The sequence below is a fragment of the Altererythrobacter sp. MTPC7 genome (genome assembly GCF_042851395.1).
Taxonomy (GTDB): Bacteria; Pseudomonadota; Alphaproteobacteria; order Sphingomonadales; family Sphingomonadaceae; genus CAJXSN01.
The window spans coordinates 38,098-57,925 of the sequence record NZ_BTGS01000016.1 but is presented as its reverse complement, the minus strand read 5'-3'; the positions used below and the strand labels follow the sequence as shown (position 1 = coordinate 57,925).

General features: G+C 63.1%; 14 protein-coding genes, 2 tRNA genes and 2 pseudogenes. 9 read left to right on the top strand and 9 right to left on the bottom strand.

What is annotated here, in order from left to right:
• Positions 1 to 25: 25 nt before the first annotated feature.
• Both ACGHJ7_RS13110 and ACGHJ7_RS13105 read right to left on the bottom strand, forming a co-directional pair.
• The gene (locus ACGHJ7_RS13110) at positions 26 to 1,231 is read right to left on the bottom strand and encodes a sensor histidine kinase (RefSeq protein WP_390478485.1); all 1,206 of its coding nucleotides are present in this window, start codon (positions 1,229 to 1,231) and stop codon (positions 26 to 28) included.
• Between the two features lie 401 nt (positions 1,232 to 1,632).
• Positions 1,633 to 1,709, bottom strand: a tRNA-Arg gene (locus ACGHJ7_RS13105).
• Positions 1,710 to 1,770: 61 nt separating this feature from the next.
• Here ACGHJ7_RS13105 and ACGHJ7_RS13100 point away from each other — a divergent pair.
• Positions 1,771 to 2,208 (top strand): annotated as a pseudogene (locus ACGHJ7_RS13100) (queuosine precursor transporter); the annotation flags it as partial.
• A 41-nt stretch (positions 2,209 to 2,249) separates the two neighbouring features.
• Positions 2,250 to 2,990, top strand: coding sequence for a queuosine precursor transporter (locus ACGHJ7_RS13095; RefSeq protein WP_390478482.1), 741 nt, complete (start codon positions 2,250 to 2,252; stop codon positions 2,988 to 2,990).
• A gap of 252 nt (positions 2,991 to 3,242) precedes the next feature.
• Here the strand turns inward: ACGHJ7_RS13095 and ACGHJ7_RS13090 are convergent, their stop codons facing one another.
• Positions 3,243 to 3,689, bottom strand: a complete 447-nt coding sequence (locus ACGHJ7_RS13090; protein WP_390478480.1) for a helix-turn-helix domain-containing protein — start codon at positions 3,687 to 3,689, stop codon at positions 3,243 to 3,245.
• A 182-nt stretch (positions 3,690 to 3,871) separates the two neighbouring features.
• On the opposite strand from ACGHJ7_RS13090, the pseudogene ACGHJ7_RS13085 reads away from it, so the two are divergent.
• Positions 3,872 to 4,228 (top strand): annotated as a pseudogene (locus ACGHJ7_RS13085) (VUT family protein); the annotation flags it as partial.
• Here ACGHJ7_RS13085 and ACGHJ7_RS13080 read toward each other — a convergent pair.
• Positions 4,225 to 5,748 (bottom strand): Ppx/GppA family phosphatase, encoded by a 1,524-nt coding sequence (locus ACGHJ7_RS13080; protein WP_390478477.1) that lies wholly within the window; start codon positions 5,746 to 5,748, stop codon positions 4,225 to 4,227. The pseudogene ACGHJ7_RS13085 and the gene ACGHJ7_RS13080 overlap by 4 nt on opposite strands.
• Positions 5,749 to 5,750: 2 nt before the next feature.
• Complete coding sequence (locus tag ACGHJ7_RS13075; RefSeq protein WP_390478499.1) at positions 5,751 to 7,934, bottom strand: RNA degradosome polyphosphate kinase; 2,184 nt, start codon at positions 7,932 to 7,934, stop codon at positions 5,751 to 5,753.
• A 280-nt stretch (positions 7,935 to 8,214) separates the two neighbouring features.
• On the opposite strand from ACGHJ7_RS13075, the gene acs reads away from it, so the two are divergent.
• Entirely contained in the window at positions 8,215 to 10,125 is a 1,911-nt protein-coding gene (acs, locus tag ACGHJ7_RS13070; RefSeq protein ID WP_390478474.1) for an acetate--CoA ligase, read from the top strand.
• Positions 10,122 to 11,336: a gephyrin-like molybdotransferase Glp gene (glp, locus tag ACGHJ7_RS13065; protein WP_390478471.1), complete on the top strand. Its 1,215-nt coding sequence runs from the start codon at positions 10,122 to 10,124 to the stop codon at positions 11,334 to 11,336. Before acs ends, glp begins: the two co-directional genes overlap by 4 nt.
• Positions 11,337 to 11,351: 15 nt before the next feature.
• Here the strand turns inward: glp and ACGHJ7_RS13060 are convergent, their stop codons facing one another.
• Complete coding sequence (locus ACGHJ7_RS13060) at positions 11,352 to 12,776, bottom strand: aldehyde dehydrogenase family protein (RefSeq protein WP_390478469.1); 1,425 nt, start codon at positions 12,774 to 12,776, stop codon at positions 11,352 to 11,354.
• 180 nt (positions 12,777 to 12,956) lie between these two features.
• On the opposite strand from ACGHJ7_RS13060, the gene ACGHJ7_RS13055 reads away from it, so the two are divergent.
• Positions 12,957 to 13,661 carry a glutathione S-transferase family protein gene (locus tag ACGHJ7_RS13055; protein WP_390478466.1) on the top strand — a complete coding sequence of 235 codons (705 nt, stop codon included), beginning with the start codon at positions 12,957 to 12,959 and terminating at the stop codon, positions 13,659 to 13,661.
• A 39-nt stretch (positions 13,662 to 13,700) separates the two neighbouring features.
• Here ACGHJ7_RS13055 and ACGHJ7_RS13050 read toward each other — a convergent pair whose 3' ends face one another.
• The 3 genes from ACGHJ7_RS13050 to ACGHJ7_RS13040 form a co-directional block, all read right to left on the bottom strand.
• Positions 13,701 to 15,530 (bottom strand): DEAD/DEAH box helicase, encoded by a 1,830-nt coding sequence (locus ACGHJ7_RS13050; protein WP_390478463.1) that lies wholly within the window; start codon positions 15,528 to 15,530, stop codon positions 13,701 to 13,703.
• A gap of 277 nt (positions 15,531 to 15,807) precedes the next feature.
• Complete coding sequence (locus ACGHJ7_RS13045; protein ID WP_390478460.1) at positions 15,808 to 16,917, bottom strand: S-(hydroxymethyl)glutathione dehydrogenase/class III alcohol dehydrogenase; 1,110 nt, start codon at positions 16,915 to 16,917, stop codon at positions 15,808 to 15,810.
• Between the two features lie 69 nt (positions 16,918 to 16,986).
• Positions 16,987 to 17,077 (bottom strand) — tRNA-Ser (locus ACGHJ7_RS13040).
• A 118-nt stretch (positions 17,078 to 17,195) separates the two neighbouring features.
• On the opposite strand from ACGHJ7_RS13040, the gene ACGHJ7_RS13035 reads away from it, so the two are divergent.
• From ACGHJ7_RS13035 to ACGHJ7_RS13025, 3 genes are all read left to right on the top strand, one after another.
• Complete coding sequence (locus tag ACGHJ7_RS13035) at positions 17,196 to 17,597, top strand: metallopeptidase family protein (protein ID WP_390478457.1); 402 nt, start codon at positions 17,196 to 17,198, stop codon at positions 17,595 to 17,597.
• Positions 17,598 to 17,928: 331 nt separating this feature from the next.
• Positions 17,929 to 19,239 carry a peptidylprolyl isomerase gene (locus ACGHJ7_RS13030; RefSeq protein ID WP_390478454.1) on the top strand — a complete coding sequence of 437 codons (1,311 nt, stop codon included), beginning with the start codon at positions 17,929 to 17,931 and terminating at the stop codon, positions 19,237 to 19,239.
• Positions 19,236 to 19,769 (top strand): GNAT family N-acetyltransferase, encoded by a 534-nt coding sequence (locus ACGHJ7_RS13025; protein WP_390478451.1) that lies wholly within the window; start codon positions 19,236 to 19,238, stop codon positions 19,767 to 19,769. Before ACGHJ7_RS13030 ends, ACGHJ7_RS13025 begins: the two co-directional genes overlap by 4 nt.
• The last annotated feature ends 59 nt before the right edge of the window (positions 19,770 to 19,828 follow it).

The following is a 19,828-nucleotide window of genomic DNA, read 5'->3' as shown; positions in this document are numbered from 1 at the left end:
CATAAGTGAACGTCGTTCACGAAAACTATACAAAACTCCCCCGTATATTCGCGACTACAACGCGGGTCCCTTTTTTAGATAAAAATTCGGCCTCGCTTCCCACCGACGCCGACAAGGTTCGGATCAGGCGAACGCCCAGGCTTCTGGCCTGCGCCTCGATCGGATCGAAATCGTCCGGAAGACCGACGCCGTTGTCCGACACCATCAAGGTCGCGGTTTCGCCTGTTCTCTCCAATTTGATCTCGATAGTTCCGTGGCCGCCATCGGGATATGCATACTTGATAGCGTTTGTCACAGCCTCGGTCACGAGAAGAGCGATCGACGTGGCTGCTGAGGTCCTCACTAGGAAAGAAGCGATATCACAGTGGATTTCGTGGTCCGGCGCCTGTTCGTCGAGTTGATGGCAAAGTTGGGGGAGCAATTCCGACAGGTCGACGCTTTCCGCCTCCTCTTGGCGCCAGACATGATCATGCGTTGCTGCCACTGCGAGGATGCGATCGGACGCGTCGCCCAGCGCGGTCGCGGTTTCGTCGGTCCGTGCACTGCGGGCCTGCATTTTCATCAGGCTCGACAGCATGGCCAAGCTGTTCTTCACGCGGTGACTCGCTTCCTTCACCAGTATCTGTTGGTGTTCGACCGATTGGCGCAGCTGCTCTTCCATGCAAATACGATCGGAAGCGACGCCGACCAGGTTTGCCAGCCCCTGAAGAAAGGCAAGATCGGCGGCTTCGAATTCGCCCGCATTGGAACTGTCGACCTCGAGCACGCCCCACGGTCCCCTGACACGAGCGATAACGACGTTGATCGCGCGCCGGACACCGTGCCGGGCCATCACCTCCGGCGTCCGAAAGCGCTCCTCTTCTTCGAGGTGGTTGGAAATGACCGGCGAGCCGCTCTGAAACGCGTACCCGGCTGGTGACTCGGCGTCGGCTCCGATCGATACATTCCCGATCACTCCGTTCTGCCAGCCCACGCCGGCGCGGATCAGCAGATCTGCCCGGTCCGGTCGATATTCTAGGATTTTCGCCAAGCTCGTCCTCATGCCTTTGGCAGCGCTACGTGCGGCATCATTGAAAAGATCATCGAGCGTCGACTGCTGGAGCGCGCGAAGGCCGAAATCGGAAAGGATCGCCTGCTGGGTCAGGCGATAGCCCAGCACTGAACCCTCGCCGACTTGCGCCACAGCTTCCTCGAAGCTGCCTGCTTCTGACCGATGCGTGGATTCTACCATTTCGGGTGAGCGTTCCCTGGCAAACGCCGTCGGGGTACTCCCATCGGCTAGCGGGGAGCCGGAGTTCTCAGTCATAAATTACAGCTTTCCTAGGGGTATCTTAGTTCAACGCCGAAGATGAAACTCCGAAGTTCGCAATTGGTTGCGCGACGAACTGCCAGTGCGGCAACAAGCAGGACCGCATCGACAGCCACACGCTCGCCGCGTTCGCTTCCGGTCTGAAGAAAAAGCTTACTGATCCCGATAACCTAGCACTGCGCAAAAATTACGTGCGGGCGTTCGTCAGTGAGGTGGTGATGACCAAGAAGCAGCTTACCGTTCGTGGCCCGGTGGCCAACCTGGTTCAGGCGGTAAGCACGCCCGGTGCCGATACGACACCGGTGCGCACTTCCATGGTAAACTGGCGCGCCCGGCAGGACTCGAACCTGCTGCCTCAAGATTAGAAGTCTCGCGCTCTATCCAGATGAGCTACGGGCGCGCGCCGCGGGCGGCGATAGCGTGCTTTGCGGTCCGCGAAAACCGCGTTAGTCGCGTGGATCATGGATAAGCGGCCAATCACCCAACATACCGCCGGCACTGCAGGGCTGCGCTTTCGCTATTACGACTTCGTGATGGCGGCCTTCGTCACGATCCTGCTGCTGTCGAACCTGATCGGCGCATCGAAGCCGAGCTACGTCATCCTGCCAGGCGGCGAGACGTGGTCGTTCGGGGCCGGAGTGCTGTTCTTCCCCGTCAGCTACATCATCGGCGACATCCTGACAGAGGTCTACGGCTATGCCCGGGCGCGCCGGGTCATCTGGACAGGGTTTGCCGCCCTGCTTTTCATGGCATTCATGGCGTGGGCGGTCGTGTCCCTGCCCGCTGCCGATGGCTGGGACGGACAGGACGCCTATGAAAAGGTGTTCGGGAATACCTGGCGCATCGTCGCGGCCAGCATCATCGCCTTCTGGGCGGGCGAGTTTGCCAATTCGCTGGTGCAGGAGTTCACGGTTTGCAGCTTTAGGATTGGGCACGCCTAATGCGACAGGAAGGAGTTGAAAAGCTAGAGGCATCGAAGCTTCAGGCAAGGCCGCTCCGCTATTTCGATTTCGTGATGGCAGCATTCGTCACCGTACTGCTTTTGTCGAATGTACTTGGTGCGGGAAAAGTAGCGACAGTGAATTTGCCCGGCATTGGGGATTGGCCGTTCGGTGCAGGCGTCCTATTTTTCCCATTGGGCTATGTCATTGGAGACATACTCACCGAGGTTTACGGTTACGCTCGTGCGCGGCGCTGTATCTGGGCAGGAACGGCTGCCCTCCTCTTCATGGCGTTCATGGCTTGGGTGGTTGTCGCCCTACCTCCAGCTGAAGATTGGGGAAATCAGGAAGCCTACGAAGCCGTATTCGGCCAAGTGCCTAGGATTGTCTTCGCTTCAATCGTCGCATTTTGGGCTGGCGAACTCGTGAACGCGGCAGTTCTCGCAAAAATGAAAATCTGGACTTCTGGCAAGCATCTTTGGACGAGGACGATTGGCAGCACGGTTGCTGGTCAAGGCGTGGATAGTGCAATTTTCTATCCCCTCGCGCTCCTCGGTGCGACGGGATGGACCACCGACCTTGTGATAGTAGTGGCGCTCACGCAATGGGCGCTCAAAGTCGGTTGGGAAGCCGCGCTGACACCAGTGACCTATTTCGTGATAAATCGCTTAAAGCAGCGCGAAGGAATTGATGTTTACGACGAGGGGACGGATTTCACTCCGTTCAAGGCGAAGGTTTAAATCCCTGTTCTCAGCGTCACTTTTTTATGTGGGTCACGGCTGCCGATAATTCTTCAATTAAAGCAAGGGGGTTCGCACCGCCTATTGCTATAATTAGGATGGCCAGCCCAAACAATACGGCACGAATACAGGCAGCTAAGTCTACGTGAAATGTGGACCGTTCGATTAGCCTCTCAAACCACGTCAGATTCGCATTCAGCGCAATCTTTTCTTCATCGTCCGAAGGATTGAGATTTCGGCCCGACACTGCCTTTAGCTACCAAACGTCTCTGTCGCCTGCGCGACAAATGCCACTGGAACATCTTTGGCTACTCGCTTCGCGAGAGCGTCAAAAAGAAAAACACGTTTCCCGTCCGCCAGCTTATCTCGCTGCAGAAGTCCTTTCTCCTCAAGTGCCTTGGTCGACCGCTGCACAGTTCTCTTCGTCACCCCCATGCGCTTCGCTATTGTCGATGAACGCGGATAAACTGGCGAAGAAGGCTCCCACCAGTGACCTAGAAGATTGATGAGAACGACCATATCAGTCGCAGACAATTCATACTTCGATTGAAGGCGTAGCAGCGCCATCGGCACGGCCACGAAACCGGAGCCTTCATTCACCGCACCCTGCCATTTCTCCTTCACCGTAATCTTGGTGCCGTCATCGATGGCGACGTCATTCGGTAGAGGCTTGCCTTCCTGATTTTCGGTCATGTCCATTTACAGACATGTAGGCGACTTTATGTAACATGGAAAGGGGTCTATTACATAGGTGACGCACATGACGCTTTTTTTGACCTGCTTCAGGGGTGAGGCGCTCGTTGAAGCTTTCCTGACCGGCGAAAAAAGTTTGCCAACTGCTAGGGTCCCGAAAAAGCCGCAATCTAATAACGTGCTGTTTTATAGTATATTTCTATATTTTTCAGTTTGTCCCATCTTTCGTGCTGGCGCGGATGAAGGTCTGGATGCAGGGCCGGATGCTGTGGGCACGCACCATCGGATCGACTGTTATCGGGCAGGGGCTGGACAGCCTGATCTTCTATCCGCTCGCCTTCTGGGGCATCGCCGGCTGGCCGCCTGAATTGCTATGGCAGGTCGTCCTGTCGCAATGGCTGATCAAGACTGCTTGGGAAGCGCTGCTGACGCCTGTCACCTACATCGTGATCGGCTGGCTGAAGCGGCGCGAAGGTGTGGACGTCTATGACACGCAGACGGACTTCTCGCCTTTCGCGCGGGAAAAACCGGACGAGGCGGCCTAGTCCCTCGGGTCCGGCATCAGCGAGTCGATCGTCTCCACCACTTCCATCCGGGCGTCCAGTTTGAGCCGGTCGGCCAGCAGGACGAGATCCTTCTCGTTCGGCACCCCGAACAGCGCGGCCCGGTCGCGGCGCAGGCGCAGGACGAGCGAGTCGCCTTCCAGCTTCAGATTGCTGGCCTCCAGCGAAGTGCGCGAACGTCCGCCCAGCCTGCGGCACAGCCGCGTCGCAAGGCCCCAGCACAGCGCCTCTTCCAGCCGGTCCTCGTCGGCCAGCGCATGAAGTTCGTCCGGCAGCGCTGGCTCGTTGCCGTTGCCGCAGATCGCAGCTGCCAGCATGGCGCGGCCCACGGGATCGATCGCAATCCACCTCTTGTGCAATGCCCATTCGACGCCCTGGCGCAAGCGGAGGTTCGGTTCGATCTGCATCGCGGCCAGTGACAGCATCGTTGCCGCCAGCCGTACCCTTTCCGTCCCCCGTGTTGCCGCCGGCAGCGCACCCACCGTCCAGCTGGCAACCCGCGTGGCGAGAACCGGCGGCGCGCCGCGCTGGGCTGCGAAATGCGACACACCGGCCAGCAGTGGATCGCGGCGGCGTGCATGGTCGGGCAGTTCGCTGAACAACAACCCTTCGCGCAGGCCCCAGGCGGAAACGATCACACGCTCCGGCTTCGATCGTTTGAGCAGGGCGGCCATCAGCACCGCTGCATCGGGGAGCATTCCCGCCCGCATGCTGGATATGCGGGGCATCGCGCGCAGTTCGTCCTCGGAAACATCGGTCAGCCGCTGAGCGAGGGCCAGCGCATCGTCGTAAGCGAGGCTGAGGCCGTGCGGGTCGGTCAGCGGCGTGCCCGCCTTCTCCATGGCGTAGACTGCCATCGCGCGCAGGGTCCCGCCGACGAGGTAGAGAGAGCCGTCCGCCTTGCCGATGTCCGCCTTCTTCAAAATCTTGTCGAGCGCTTTTCTCAAACCCGCCCTGTCGCCCGCCAGTCCGGGCAGGCGCAGCGTTCCGATGGGCAAGCTGATCGCACTGCCCGGCCTGTCGTCACCAATTTCGACGAGTTCAAGACTGCCACCGCCAAGGTCCGCGACCATGCCGCGTGCGCCCGGAAATGCGCCCAGCACCCCCCATGCGCTGGTGGTCGCCTCTTCCTCGCCGCTCAATATGCGGGGCGAGAAGCCGAGAGCGCGCAGATGATCGATGAAGTCCTGACCGTTTGCTGCTTCGCGCACGGCAGCGGTCGCCATCACATCGACCCTGGTGATCCCCAGATCGGCGAGGACGAGGGCGTATCGCTCCATCCCCCGGTTGGCGAGGTCGACGGCCTCCTGCGCCAGTTCGCCGCTCGATGCTATGTCGCGTCCGAGCCGGGCCGCCACCTTCTCGTTCAGGAGGACACGCGGGGCCCGTGTCGAGCCGCCATACAGCACCAGCCGGACGGTGTTGGACCCGATGTCGATAATAGCCCGTTCGGGTGTCTCACCCGAGAACAGCCCGCCGGGATCGCCGTTTCGTCCGCGCAAGCTCAATTCGCGGCGCCGATCGGAGCATCATTGCGGTCCGCGTCCCCATCGGGCCTGCGGCGGGCGGGCCGGCGTAGCGACAATTTGGGCACCCCGCCCGCTTCCAGCGCGCCGCCGCGCCCCGACAGCGACGGGTTGGTCATGAAATAGCGATGACAGTTGAAGGGCTTGTCGCCCTCCGGCACGCGGTCATATGTCCCGTCGGGCTGCAATTCCCAGCTCTGTTCGGTGTCCAGCAGGTTGGCCAGCAACACCTGGTCGAGGATTTGGTTGTGGACCGTCGGGTTCTCGATCGGGACCAGCTGCTCGACCCGCCGGTCGAGATTGCGGCCCATGAGGTCGGCGGAAGAGATGAACAGCGATGTCTCCGGGCTGGGCATCGGGTGGCCATTCCCGAAGGCGTAGATGCGGCTGTGTTCGAGGAAACGCCCGATGATCGATTTGACGCGGATGTTCTGCGACATTCCCTCCACACCCGGACGCAGATTGCAGATGCCGCGCACGACAAGCTGGATCTCGACCCCTTCGCTGCTCGCCTCGTACAGCCTGTCGATCATCCCGCTGTCGGACAGCTGGTTCATTTTCATCCAGATATTGGCCGGACGCCCGGCGCGTGCGTGCTCGATCTCGCGCTCTATCCGCGCGTAGAGCTCCTCGCGCAGGTCGATGGGCGAGACCGACAGCATTTCCAGCCGCCGCGGTTCGACATAGCCGGTGACGAAATTGAACAGCTTGGCTGCATCACGGCCCAGCCGCGGATCGGCAGTGAAATAGCTGAGATCGGTATAGATCTTCGCCGTTACCGGGTGATAATTCCCGGTCCCGAAATGGCAGTAGGTGCGAAAGCCACTTTCCTCCCGCCGGACGACCATCGCGACCTTGGCATGGGTCTTCCAGTCCACGAAGCCGTAGATGACCTGCACACCCGCCCGCTCCAGCTTGCTGGCCCAGTAGAGGTTCTGTTCCTCGTCGAAGCGGGCTTTCAGTTCGACGACGGCGGTGACCGACTTGCCGTTTTCCGCCGCCTCGACCAGCGCCTCGATCACTTCGGACTGCGTGCCAGCGCGGTAGAGCGCCTGCTTGATCGCCACGACATGGGGATCGACGGCCGCCTGCCGGATGAAATCGACCACCACGTCGAAGCTTTCATACGGGTGGTGGATGACGATGTCCTTCTCGCGGATGGCGGAAAACAGGTCGCCGTCATGCTCCAGCACGCGTTCGGGATAGCGCGGGGAGTAACTGGCGAATTTCAGGTCCGGGCGATCCTCGTCGACGATGCCCGACAGGCCTTCGATGCCCAACATCCCCTCGGTCTTCACGATCGTCGCACCCGGCGTATCGAGCCGGTCGCGCAGCAGGACTTCCGCTGTCGGACAGAAATCGTCCTCCAGTTCCAGCTGGATCACCTGCCCGCGCCGCCGCCGCTGGATCGCCGTGCGGAACGTGCGCACGAGGTCCTCCGCTTCCTCCTCGATCTCGATATCGCTGTCACGCAGGACGCGGAACGCGCCGTCGCCGACGATGTCGAACCCGGGGAACAGATACTGCGCGAAGCGGGTGATCAGGCTCTCGATACTGATATAGAGCGCATCGTCGCTGCCCGTGCCCGGTACGCGCAGGAAGCGGGGGAGCGCGGTGGGGATAAGGATCATCTCCACCAGTTCCTGATCCCCCTTGTGAAGGGTGAACAGGAGCCCCAGCCCCTCGTTCTGGATGAACGGGAACGGATGTGCCGGGTCGAGTGCCTGGGGCGTGATCACCGGCATGATCTCGTCGAGGAAATACCGTTTGAGCCACTGGTAGGCCTGTTCGTCAACGCGTTCCTCGTCCGCCACATGGATTCCGCTGTCGGCGAGAAGGCGGCGCAATTCGCGCCAGGTGCTCTGCTGCTTGTCGCTCAGCCGGTCGAGCCGGGCGTGGATTTCGCTCAATTGCTGCGATGGCGAGCGCCCGTCGCTCGATATGCGGTCGATGCCGCGCTGAACCTGCCCGACCAGCCCGGCCACGCGGATCATCAGGAATTCGTCGAGATTGCTGCCTGAAATAGACAGGAACCGCACTCTTTCCAGCAGCGGATAGGCGGGGTTGCGGGCCTCTTCCAGGACGCGGTCGTTGAATTCCAACCAGCTCAGCTCACGGTTGAAATAGGCATCGCCTTCATGCTGCCCCTGATCGTCGTCCATGGACGCCGCCAATGCGGGGCGTGCCCTCGGCGAAACCGGCGTTACAGGATCGTCGTCATTGCTGGCCGGGCTGTCCATGGGCTCGCATTCCTTGCAAGGCGGCGTTGTTCGGGTTGTCCTATGCAAATGCACAGGCAAGGGCAATGTGCCTTTGGAGAGCGTTGAAGGTGAGCCCGCTTTCGCTTGACCCGGTGCGATGCGGCAAGGCACGAACGGCGATGAAAACGCGAATAAGCCGGGGCGCGCGCGGCGTGACCCTGCGACAGGGAGCAGGACAAGCATGGTCGAACGCACAGTCGAACGCACACTGGCAGGAATGCAGGCTTCGCTTCGCAAGGACAGCGAAGCGCACTGGCTGGCTCAGGCGAAGCGGCTCGACTGGGACAATTTTCCGACGCGGGCAGACGAGAGCTCTTTCGACAAGGCAGATTTCGGGATCAGGTGGTTCGGCGACGGGCGGCTCAACGCCAGCGTCAACTGCCTCGACCGGCATCTGGATATGCGCGGCGACCGGACTGCCATCGTGTTCGAGGGCGACGAGCCCGGGGAAGGCCGCCGGCTGACCTACCGCGAGGTCCATGAAGAGGTCTGCCGCTTCGCCAACGTCCTGAAGGCGCGCGGCATCGGCAAGGGCGACCGTGTCATTATCTATATGCCGAACATTCCCGAAGCCGCCTTCGCCATGCTGGCCTGTGCCCGCGTCGGGGCAGTGCATTCGGTGGTTTTCGGCGGCTTCTCCCCCGACAGCCTCGCCGACCGCATCCTGGATTGCGAAGCCGTGGCGCTCGTCACCGCCGACGAAGGCGTACGCGGTGGCAAGCGCATTCCGCTCAAGGCCAATAGCGACGAGGCGCTCAAACGCTGCCCGGGCGTGCATACGGTCGTCATGGTCGAGCGTACCGGCGGCGAGGTTTCGGTGACAGAGGGCCGCGATGTCTGGTGGCACGAGGCCCGCGCTACGGTCGAACCGGATTGCGCGCCGGAAGCAATGGAAGCGGAGGACCCGCTCTTCATCCTCTATACCAGCGGCTCCACCGGCAAGCCCAAGGGCGTGCTGCATACGACAGGCGGCTATCTGCTTTGGGTCACCCTGACCTACGACCTGCTGTTCGGCCCTGCCGAGGGCCAGGAAACGGACGACCTGTTCTGGTGCACCGCCGATGTGGGCTGGATCACCGGGCACAGCTATCTCGTCTACGGTCCGCTTTCCAACGGCGCGCAGACGGTGATGTTCGACGGTGTGCCGAACTATCCCGATCCGGGCCGCTTCTGGGAAACCTGCCAGCGGCTGGGCGTCACCGTCTTCTATACCGCGCCGACCGCGATCCGTGCCCTGATGCGCGAGGGCGAGGCGTGGCCTGCGAAATACGACCTGTCGAAGCTGCGCCTGCTGGGCACGGTGGGCGAGCCGATCAATCCGGAGGCTTGGAACTGGTATCACCGCGTAATCGGTGGGGGCCGCTGCCCGGTCGTCGATACCTGGTGGCAGACGGAAACGGGCGGCGCCCTGATCGCACCTGTTCCCGGCGTGGTCGAAACAAAGCCGGGCAGCGCGACAAAGCCCCTCCCCGGCGTCCATCCGCTGCTGGTCAATACAGAGGGTGAGGTGCTAGACGGCGCGGCCGAGGGAAATTTGTGCCTGGCGCAAAGCTGGCCCGGCCAGATGCGCAGCGTTTACGGCGATCACCAGCGCTTCTTCGACACCTATTTCAGCACCTATCCGGGACGCTACTTCACCGGCGACGGCTGCCGCCGGGACGAAGACGGCTACTACTGGATTACTGGCCGGGTCGATGACGTCATCAACGTATCGGGCCACCGCATGGGCACCGCCGAAGTGGAAAGCGCGCTGGTCGCGCATGACAGCGTCGCGGAGGCGGCCGTGGTCGGAATGCCGCACGACATCAAGGGACAGGGCATCTACGCCTATGTCACACTGATTGCAGGCGTGGACGAGAGCGAGGACCTGCGAGAGGAATTGCGCCAGTGGGTTCGCAAGGAGATCGGCCCGATCGCGACCCCCGATGCGCTGCAATTCGCCCCTGCCCTGCCCAAGACCCGCAGCGGCAAGATCATGCGCCGCATCCTGCGCAAGATTGCCGAGGGACAGCCCGACCAGGTGGGCGACGTTTCCACATTGGCGGACCCAGCCGTGGTGGACGACCTGGTCGCGAACCGCATCGCGCCATGATTGCACTGGAAGAGGCGCGCCGCCTGCTGGCCGCGAATTGCCAACCGCTGGGCCAATCTATGAGCAGCGAACCCGTCTCGCTGGCAGACGCAGCGGGGCGGATCTGTGCGAGCGATATAGCGGCGATGGTCTCTGTCCCTCCGGCAGACCTGTCGGCGATGGACGGCTACGCGGTGCGCCGCGCGGATTGCGCCATGGGTTCGCGCCTCCAAATCGTCGGTGAAAGCCGGGCCGGCACACCCTTTCCGGGCCGCATCAGAGCGGGCGAGGCAACGCTCGTTTCTACCGGCGCGCATATTCCACGCGGGGCAGACCACGTCCTGATCCTGGAAGATGCGTCCCGCAGTGACAGCACGGTCGTGACCAAGCAGGAGCAGTCGGGGACAGGCCATATCAGGCGTGCCGGCATCGATTTCGCGCGCGGCGATGCGCTGGTGAAAGCAGGCGAACGACTGACTGCGGCACGCCTCGCCCTGCTGGCCGCCGCGGGTCATGGAACCGCCAGCGTTTTCAAGAAGCCCCGTGTCGCCATCCTGACCAATGGCGACGAATTGCTGGACCCGGGAAGCGAGCCGGGCAATACCAGTATCTATGACAGCAATTCGGTCGCCCTCGCCGCGCAGTTCACGGCGTTTGGCGCCGATGCATCCTGGATCGGGCGCGCAGGCGACAGCGCGGACGAGGTTGCCGACATGCTGGCACGGGGCGACGGGTCCGACCTCCTGGTCATCGCCGGAGGGGCATCTGTCGGTCCGCACGACCTGGTCAAGGCGGCGTTTGGCGCTCTGGGCGGCGAAATCCTGTTCAGCAAGGTCGCCGTGCGTCCGGGAAAGCCGGTCTGGTTTGGACGCCTGCCATCGGGCACCTTTGTCCTCGGCCTGCCCGGTAATCCGGCGTCGAGCTATGTGACAGCTCTTCTGTTCGGAAAGCTGGCGGTGGAGACGCTTGCCGGACTGGCGCCCCCTGCCTCGCTCGAGCATGCCCTGCGACACGCAGCCGTGTCCCACGATCTCGAGGCCAACGGTCCGCGTGAGACGTTCCAGCGCGCCGCATTAACGCACGGCACTGACGGGGCGACGCGGATCGCGCTTACCGGCGCGCAGGACAGCAGCCTGCTGCGCCCGCTCGCCGCTGCCAATGCGCTGCTTTTCAGAAAGGCAAACGCCCCGGCCGCAGGGGCCGGGGCGATTGTTCCCTACCTGCCGCTCTAGGCAGGCGGACGGTGCTCAGACCGCCGCGTTCTTCTTCAGCATGATGACCTGCGGGTATGTGAATTCCAGCAAGCCTTCCTTGCCGTATTCCGCGCCGAAGCCGGACTGCTTGTGCCCGGCAAACGGCGTGTGCGGCGTCAGCTTGAGGAACTGGTTGATCCAGACCGTGCCTGTCTCGAGCTGCTCGGCGATCTCCACGCCCTTGTCCTCGTCCTTCGTCCAGACCGCGCCGGCAAGGCCGTATTCGGAGGCATTGGCACGCTCGATAACTTCTTCTTCGGTAGAGAACTTCATCAGTGGCATGACCGGTCCGAACTGTTCCTCTGCCACGATCCGTGCGTCTTCCGGCGGATTGTCGAGGATGGTCAGCGGCACGAAATAGCCCGTGCCGCTCGGGTCGGTATCGCCGCCGGTCAGGAACTTGTATCCCTTGTCCTTGGCATCCTGGATCAGTTCGAGCACCCGCTCGTACTGCTTCCTGTTCTGGATCGGTCCGACGCCCGTTCCCTGCTGCGAACCGTCGCCGACGGTCACGCCCTTCGCGTATTCGGCAATCGCCGCGCTCAGATCGTCGTAGATATCCTCGTGGATATAGACCCGCTTGGCCGCGATGCAGATCTGGCCTGCATTGGTGAAGCTGGCCCAGAACAGCTGCTCGGCCACTTTCTCCACGTCCGCATCGGGCATCACGATGCTGGCATCGTTCCCGCCCAGTTCCAGCGTGATGCGCTTCAGGTCGCCTGCCGCGCCTTCCATGATCTTCTTGCCCGTGGCGGTGGAGCCGGTGAAGGTGATCTTGTCGATATCGGGATGCTCGGTGATGAGCGGCCCGAGGCTGTCTTCGCCGGTGATGATGTTGACGACGCCCGCAGGCACCTTGTCAGCGATCAGTTCGGCCAGCCTCAGCGTGGTCAGCGGCGTGAAGGGAGAGGGTTTCAGAACGATGGTGCAGCCCGACAGCATGGCGGGCACGATCTTCTGGATCGCCATCGACACCGGGAAATTCCACGGCACGATGCCGCCGACCACGCCGACGGGAACGCGGCGGGTGCGGATCGATTCCTTCTCGTTGTCCTGCACCAGCTCGTCTTCCAGATCGAGTTCGGCCTGGGTCGCGGCCATGTAGGCTGCGCCCATGATCTCGCCCTTGGCCTGCTGGTGCGGCTTGCCCTGCTCTGCCGTCAGCAGGCGGTAAAGCTCTTCGGAGTTCTCGTTGATGGCCCCTGCGATTGCCTTGATGGCATTCCGGCGCTCGTCCATCGACGTCTTGCGCCAGGTTTTGAACGCGCGGCGCGCGGCCGCGACGGCCTGGTCCAGCTCGTCCTTGCCGCAGGCCGGGACCAGTCCGATGACTTCCTCCGTCGCGGGATTGACCACTTCGAAAGTCGAGCCTGCATCGATCATCTTGCCGTCGACGAGGTTCTTGTACTGCGTTGCCATGGGCGCTTCTCTCCTGATGAACGTTCTTGCTTGCCCCGCAACATGGGCGCTGCCTCTGCCAGGCGCAATCGCTTTCCAGAGAGCCGGTCCATGAAAGGCGCCGGTTCCTCGCCTCGCTCCCCTGTTCGCATTTGCCTGCAGGACGGGAATGTCTATGCGGACACAAAGAGGAGAGCTTTCATGACCGACCACACTGCCGATTTCGTAATCTATGGCAGCCCCGTATCCCCCTTCGCTCGCAAGGTAGCCGCCTTCTGCATCGAGAAAGGCGTCGACTTCGAATTCGAGAGCGTGGACATATTCAATCCGCCCGAATGGTTCCTCGAGATCAGCCCGATGAAACGCATCCCGGTTCTGCGGGATCGCTCCGTGGCGGAAACCGGCGTGGACGGGACCATTCCCGACAGCAGCGCGATCTGCGGCTATATCGAGAAGAAGCACCCGCAGACGCCGCTCTATCCCGAAGCCGCTTCCGATTACGGCAATGCGCTGTTTATCGAGGAATTCGCCGACACGAATCTCGCCGCTGCCGCCGGGCTGGGGATATTCCGTCCGCTGTTCTTCTCCATCATCGGCGGGAAAGAGCCCGACATTGCCCGCGCACAGGAAACATGGGGCGGCCAGATGCCTGCAGTGCTCGATGTGCTGGAGCGCAGGTTGGGCGAGGCGGAATGGTTTGCGGGGCCGACCATCTCGATCGCCGATTTCGCGGTCACGACATGCCTGATGCAGGCCTCGCTCGTCGCGCAATTCGACCTGTCACCATGGCCCGCCCTGGCGGCTCATTTCGAGCGCATGACCGCCCGCGAATCCATCGCCGCGCCTTACGCGAAGGCCGACCGTTTCGTGCGCAAGGCAATGCCGGAACGGATCGAACTGGGCTGAGCCTCGGTTCCCGTCCGCCCGCGGACCATTGCTGCCTTTTTAGCTGGGCCGTGGGCCGTTCTTGAAGCCGCCACCCTTGCGGTGCGGTTTCTTGCCGCCCTTGGCAGCAGACTTTCCGGCGAATTTCCCGCCGGGCCTGCTGCCGGGTTTGCCACCGGGTTTTCCGGGGCCGCCACCCTTGCGGAATGGCGGTTTGGGTCCACGTGCCGCGCCGAAATCCCCGTCGTCGCGGCCCCGGCGATGGCCGCGAGCCGCTTCGCGCGGGCCTTCGGATGGTTCGATGACCAGGCGGTCCTGTTCATCGTCGCCCTGCGCGGTACGCGCCACGGCATCGTCGAATTTCGCGGCAACGGCGCGCGGGATCTGGAAATGCGTTTCGTTCGCGCCGATGCGGATGGCGCCGACTTCGTTGCGCGTGATGTGTCCGCGGCGGCACAGCAGCGGCAGGACCCAGCGCGGGTCGGCATTGTGGCGCCGCCCGATGTCGATGCGGTACCAGACGGTGTCGTCGAACCCGTCGCGCCGCCGATCCTGCTTGTCTGCATTGCGAGCCTCGGGCGTGTTGGCAATCAGTTCTTCGGGCCGGGGCATTTTCGACCGGTGCGCAGCGACCAGCGCCGCGGCAATATCCTCGGCTGAACGTTCGGCCATCAGGCGCTGCGCCAGCTTGCGGTCTTCCTTGTCGTATTCCGCAGGTTCCAGCAGCATTTCCATCAGCCGCTCGCGGTCGGCGTGGCGGATGTCCTTCGGCGTCGGGGCGTCGATCCAGTCCGCCTCGATCCGCGCACCGCGCAGCATGGACTGCACGCGGCGCCGGCGCGGATAGGGAACGACCAGCACGGCGGTCCCCTTCTTGCCTGCACGTCCGGTCCGCCCCGAACGATGCTGCAATGTCTCCGCATCGCGCGGGATCTCGACATGGACGACAAGGCTGAGGCTGGGCAGGTCGATCCCGCGTGCCGCCACATCCGTGGCGACGCAGACCCGTGCCCGCTTGTCCCGCAGCGCCTGCATCGCGTGGTTGCGCTCGCTCTGCGAATGCTCGCCCGACAGGGCGACGACGGCAAAGCCGCGGTTCTGCAGCATGGCGTGGAAGCGGCGGACCTTGTCCCGGGTGGCGCAGAACAGGATCGCGGTTTCCGCCTCGTGGAAGCGAAGCAGGTTGACCACCGCGGCCTCGATTTCCGCCGGCGCGACGGTCACGGCCTGGTAGGCGATATCGCCATGCCCCCGCTCGTCCCCGACGGTGGAGATACGCAGCGCGTCGTTCTGGTACCGGCGGGCGAGCGCCTCGATGGGCTTGGGCATGGTGGCCGAGAACAGCAGCGTGCGCCGACCCTCCGGCGTCGCGTCGAGGATTTCTTCCAGGTCTTCGCGGAAGCCCATGTCCAGCATCTCGTCCGCCTCGTCGAGAACGGCTGCGCGCAGCGACGACAGGTCCAGCGCTCCGCGCTCGAGGTGATCGCGCAGGCGGCCCGGTGTGCCTACGACGATATGCGCGCCGTGCTTCAGCGCGCGGCGTTCCTTCGATGCGTCCATGCCGCCCACGCAGGTGGCGATGCGGGCATGGGCTGCGCCATACAGCCAGCCCAGTTCGCGGCTGACCTGCAGCGCCAGTTCGCGCGTCGGTGCGATGATGAGTGCCAGAGGACTGGCTGCGAAGGGAAGCGCGCCTTCCTCGCTCAGCATCTCGTCCGCGATGGCAAGGCCGAAGGCCACGGTCTTGCCCGATCCGGTCTGCGCGGACACCACGAGGTCGCGGCCCCTCGCATCGGGCGCGGTGACGGCCGCCTGCACCGCGGTCGGTGCTTCGTAGCCCTGGCCGGACAGCGCCTCGGCAAGGATCGGGGGAAGGTCGGAAAAGGACATGACAGCTCTCGAATTACAGGCCGGGCCGCGTTCGAAGAGCGCAAGGCGGGGCGAAGGGCGTCTCAGGGCGAGGCATGATGCCGGCGCCCGGAAACCGGAAACGGCAAATCGCCACCGCACGGGTGAGGGATCGCCGGGAAAATTGACAGAAAGGGAGTGCGACGGGCAGCCTGAACGGCGCGCCGTGCTCACCTTGCGCTTGGCCCTTTACCTGCAATCATGCTGCAATGCACCAAAATTCGGCGCAGCCCAGATTGGCCCGGGGCAGGTTCGGTACCTAGAACTCCACGACACTCCGGATGCTCTCGCCCGCATGCATCAGGTCGAAGGCCTTGTTTATGTCCTCCAGCGGCATCTTGTGCGTGATCAAGCTGTCGATGTCGATCCGGCCTTCCATGTACATGTCCACGATGCCGGGCACATCGGTCCGTCCGCGCGCGCCGCCGAAGGCCGAACCGCGCCATACGCGGCCCGTCACCAGCTGGAACGGCCGCGTCTGGATCTCCGCACCGGCAGGCGCAACGCCGATGATGACGCTTTCGCCCCACCCCTTGTGGCAACATTCCAGCGCGGTCCGCATCACGTCGACATTGCCGATGCATTCGAACGAGTAATCCGCCCCGCCGCCCGTCAGCTCGACGAGGTGGCCGACCAGGTCGCCCTTCACTTCCTTCGGGTTGACGAAGTCGGTCATGCCGAACTGCCGGGCCATCTGCTCTTTCGAAGGATTTGTATCGACCCCCACGATCTGCCGCGCGCCGACCAGCTTCAGCCCCTGGATGACGTTCAGCCCGATCCCGCCCAGGCCGAAGACCACCGCCGTGGCATTGGGCTCCACCTTGGCGGTGAACATCACAGCGCCGATCCCGGTGGTGACGCCGCAGCCGATGTAGCAGACCTTGTCGAACGGCGCGTCCTTGCGGATTTTCGCCAGCGAGATTTCCGGCAGGACCGTGAAGTTCGAGAAGGTGGACGTGCCCATGTAATGCAGGATCTTCTCCCCCTTGTAGGAGAAGCGCGACGTGCCGTCCGGCATCACCCCCTGCCCCTGCGTCGCGCGCACGCGCTGGCACAGGTTGGTCTTGGGGTTCAGGCAGTATTCGCAGGTCCGGCATTCGGCGGTGTAGAGCGGGATCACGTGGTCACCGACCTCCAGGTCGGTCACGCCGGGCCCGATTTCGCGCACGATGCCGGCGCCCTCATGCCCCAGGATCGCGGGAAACGCACCTTCCGGATCGGCCCCCGACAGCGTGAACTCGTCCGTATGGCACACACCGGTCGCCATGATTTCGACCAGCACCTCGCCCGCCTTGGGCCCTTCCAGATCGACTTCCACGATTTCGAGGGGCTTTCCTGCTTCGAAAGCGACAGCGGCGCGGGTCTTCATGGGCGATCCTCGAGTTCTTGTACTGTGGGGTTGCGCTAGCGCCCTAACCGAAAACGTCATGAGGGGAAATGGCGGAGACGGTGGGATTCGAACCCACGATACGGGGTTACCGTATACACACTTTCCAGGCGTGCGCCTTCGACCACTCGGCCACGTCTCCGCATTCCCGCCGCGCGGCTGGTTCGCTGGTCGTATGTGCGAAACCTGCGGGGCGGGAAGGCGCGCGTCTAGCCAGCTTCACATTGCACTGCAAGCTCTGCGGTCGTAGCGAGGCGCATATGACCCGCATAATCGGATTGCCGTGCTCGCTCGAAGAGATGGAAGCGATGGCCCGCACCGCGATGGCACGGCTGCCACAGGCGTTCCGCGACCGGATGCACGACATCGTTTTCGAGGTACAGGATTTCGCCACCGAGGAGGTGCTGGACGATCTCGGCATCGACAATCCTTTCGCGCTGACGGGCCTTTACGAGGGCGAAGCGCTGACGGAGCGCAGTATCGAGCATTCGGGGCGGATGCCTCCGCGGGTTTTCCTCTATCGCCGGGCGATCCTGGACGAATGGGCGGAACGCGGGGACGAAACGCTGGAGCACCTGGTCGCCCATGTGATGATCCACGAGATCGGCCATCATTTCGGGCTGAGCGACGACGACATGCACGCGCTGGAGGATATGGTTTAGCCTGTCTTGCGAACCCGCCTCCGCGGGTTCTTGCTCGGTGTTTTTTTGACCCTGCGGGCGGGGCGCGTCCGCGCCCCTTGCTTCCTCGCTCATGCGCCCTGACGGACAATCGCTGCGGACGGCCGGTCGGCCTTGCGGGGCCTGTTGGCCCCGAGCCATCCCAAGGCATCGGCCTTGTCGCGGAGCTCGGCGCGAGACTAGCGCGCCGCAAGGGCGACTGCCCGCCCGTAGCGCCGAAGGCGCGAGGATTTCGCACGCCGGATGGCGTGCGGACAACAAAAGACTCCCTCACCCCTAGGCGCAGCCCGGCTACCATGACAAAAAGCCACCCATGATACGCCTTCTCCTCGCCGCCACCGCCGCTTTCGCACTCGCCACGTCCGCCACGGCGCAGGAGAAAGCGGAGGGCACTCTCTCTCCGAACGAGATAGTCGCGCAGGCGGAGGCGTCCGACTGGGTCGCGATCCCCGCCGAGGACCTGCTGGTGATGACGCTCGCGCCCCCGGATCGGGGTCCGGGGCAGGCCTCCAGCGCCGGCAACGAGTGGCAGGTCGTCATACAGCTCATGCCACCGCCTATCTCCGAAGGCTGGGTAGAAAACATCCGCACCCTCGCCCGTGCCGGCTGGTACGACGGCGTCAGCATCAACCGCGTGCAGGACAATTACGTGGTGCAGTGGGGCGATCCCAATGTCGACAATCCGGAAGCCGAGGGCGAGGCCAAGCTGCTGCCGGAGGGGCTGCGAGTGATGGCGGAGAGCGAATACCTGACCTCTGTCGACGATATCGGCAACGTCGACCATCATTACCCGGCGACCCCCATCGATCCGGAAGTGGCCGCAGAGCAAGCCAGAAAGGTTGCGGAAGCTAACACGCAGCTAGAAAGAGCATTCAGCAATCCTGACGCCACAGAAGCCGATCACGAAACGGCAGTGGAATCTTTTATGCAAGCCGTGGGTCTCACCCGTTCTGATGGAGTGACGGAAGGCGACCGGATCGACATGATATCAATCAGCACGACCCAAACACCACGATCGGTTTTCGGTTGGCACGAGCGCGATAGCTATGCCGAATGGGTTGAGATTTACCATGGTTGGCCTTTGGCCAATCGCGAAGTGGGCCAGTGGTATGACGAAGACGAGAAGCCGGTGGAGGACCCGCGCCTCCTTCGCCACGTGGCAATTGAACAGGGCTTCTACAAGGACGTCGAAATCAGCGAATTTTGGCCCGTCCACTGCTACGGCATGGTCGGTGTCGGACGAGGCTACTCCCCCGATACCGGTTCGGGCGCCGAGCTTTACACCGTGATTGGCCATGCGCCGCGTCATCTTGACCGGAACATCGCGCTGGTCGGGCGGGTGGTCGAGGGGATCGAGCACCTCTCCTCGCTGCCGCGCGGCAAGGGGGCGCTGGGGTTCTACGAGGACCCAAGCAAGCGCGTGCCGATCGAGAGCATTCGCGTGGCGAGCGACTTGCCTGCCGCAGAACAGCCCCGCTTCGAATACCTCTCCACCGATAGCGAAGTCTTCGCCCGTTACGCCGACGCCCGTGCCAACCGGCGCGATCCCTTCTTCATTGAGCCTGCGGGCGGCGCGGATATCTGCAACATCCCCGTCCCCGTGAGGCGGGTCATCGCCGAGTGACGATCAGGCCCGCCCGCCGCGAGGACGCAGAAGCCATCGCGGCTCTACATGCCGCGAACTGGCGGCAGGGATACGCCGGTATTTTGCCCGGCGACTATCTCGCGCAAGAGGTGGAGGCCGACCGCCTTACGGTCTGGCAAGACCGGCTCTCCACGTCCGACGACGGGCGCGAAACACTGGTCTCGCTGGACGCAGCTGGTGCATTGGCGGGGTTTTCCTGTGTCTATCACGGCCACGACCCGGTCCACGGCGCCTTCCTCGACAACCTCCACGCGAGCGCCGCACACCGCGGCCAGGGGCACGGAATTGCCCTGTTCCGGGAGATTGCAAGGCTGGTCGCAGCGCGCGACCCTGACAGCGGACTGTATCTGTGGGTATTCGAGAAAAACGAGGACGCCCGCGCATTCTACCGCAAACTCGGCGCGAGAGAAGTCGAACGGACCGACACCCAATGGGCCCTCGCAATGGGAGAATGGCGCCTGCGCTGTCGCTGGACAGCCGAGGAACTGAACGCCGCGGCCGCAGGCTAGAGGCGCTGCATCAATTCGACGCGATTGCCGAAAGGGTTGTGCGCGAAGAAGCGCATGTC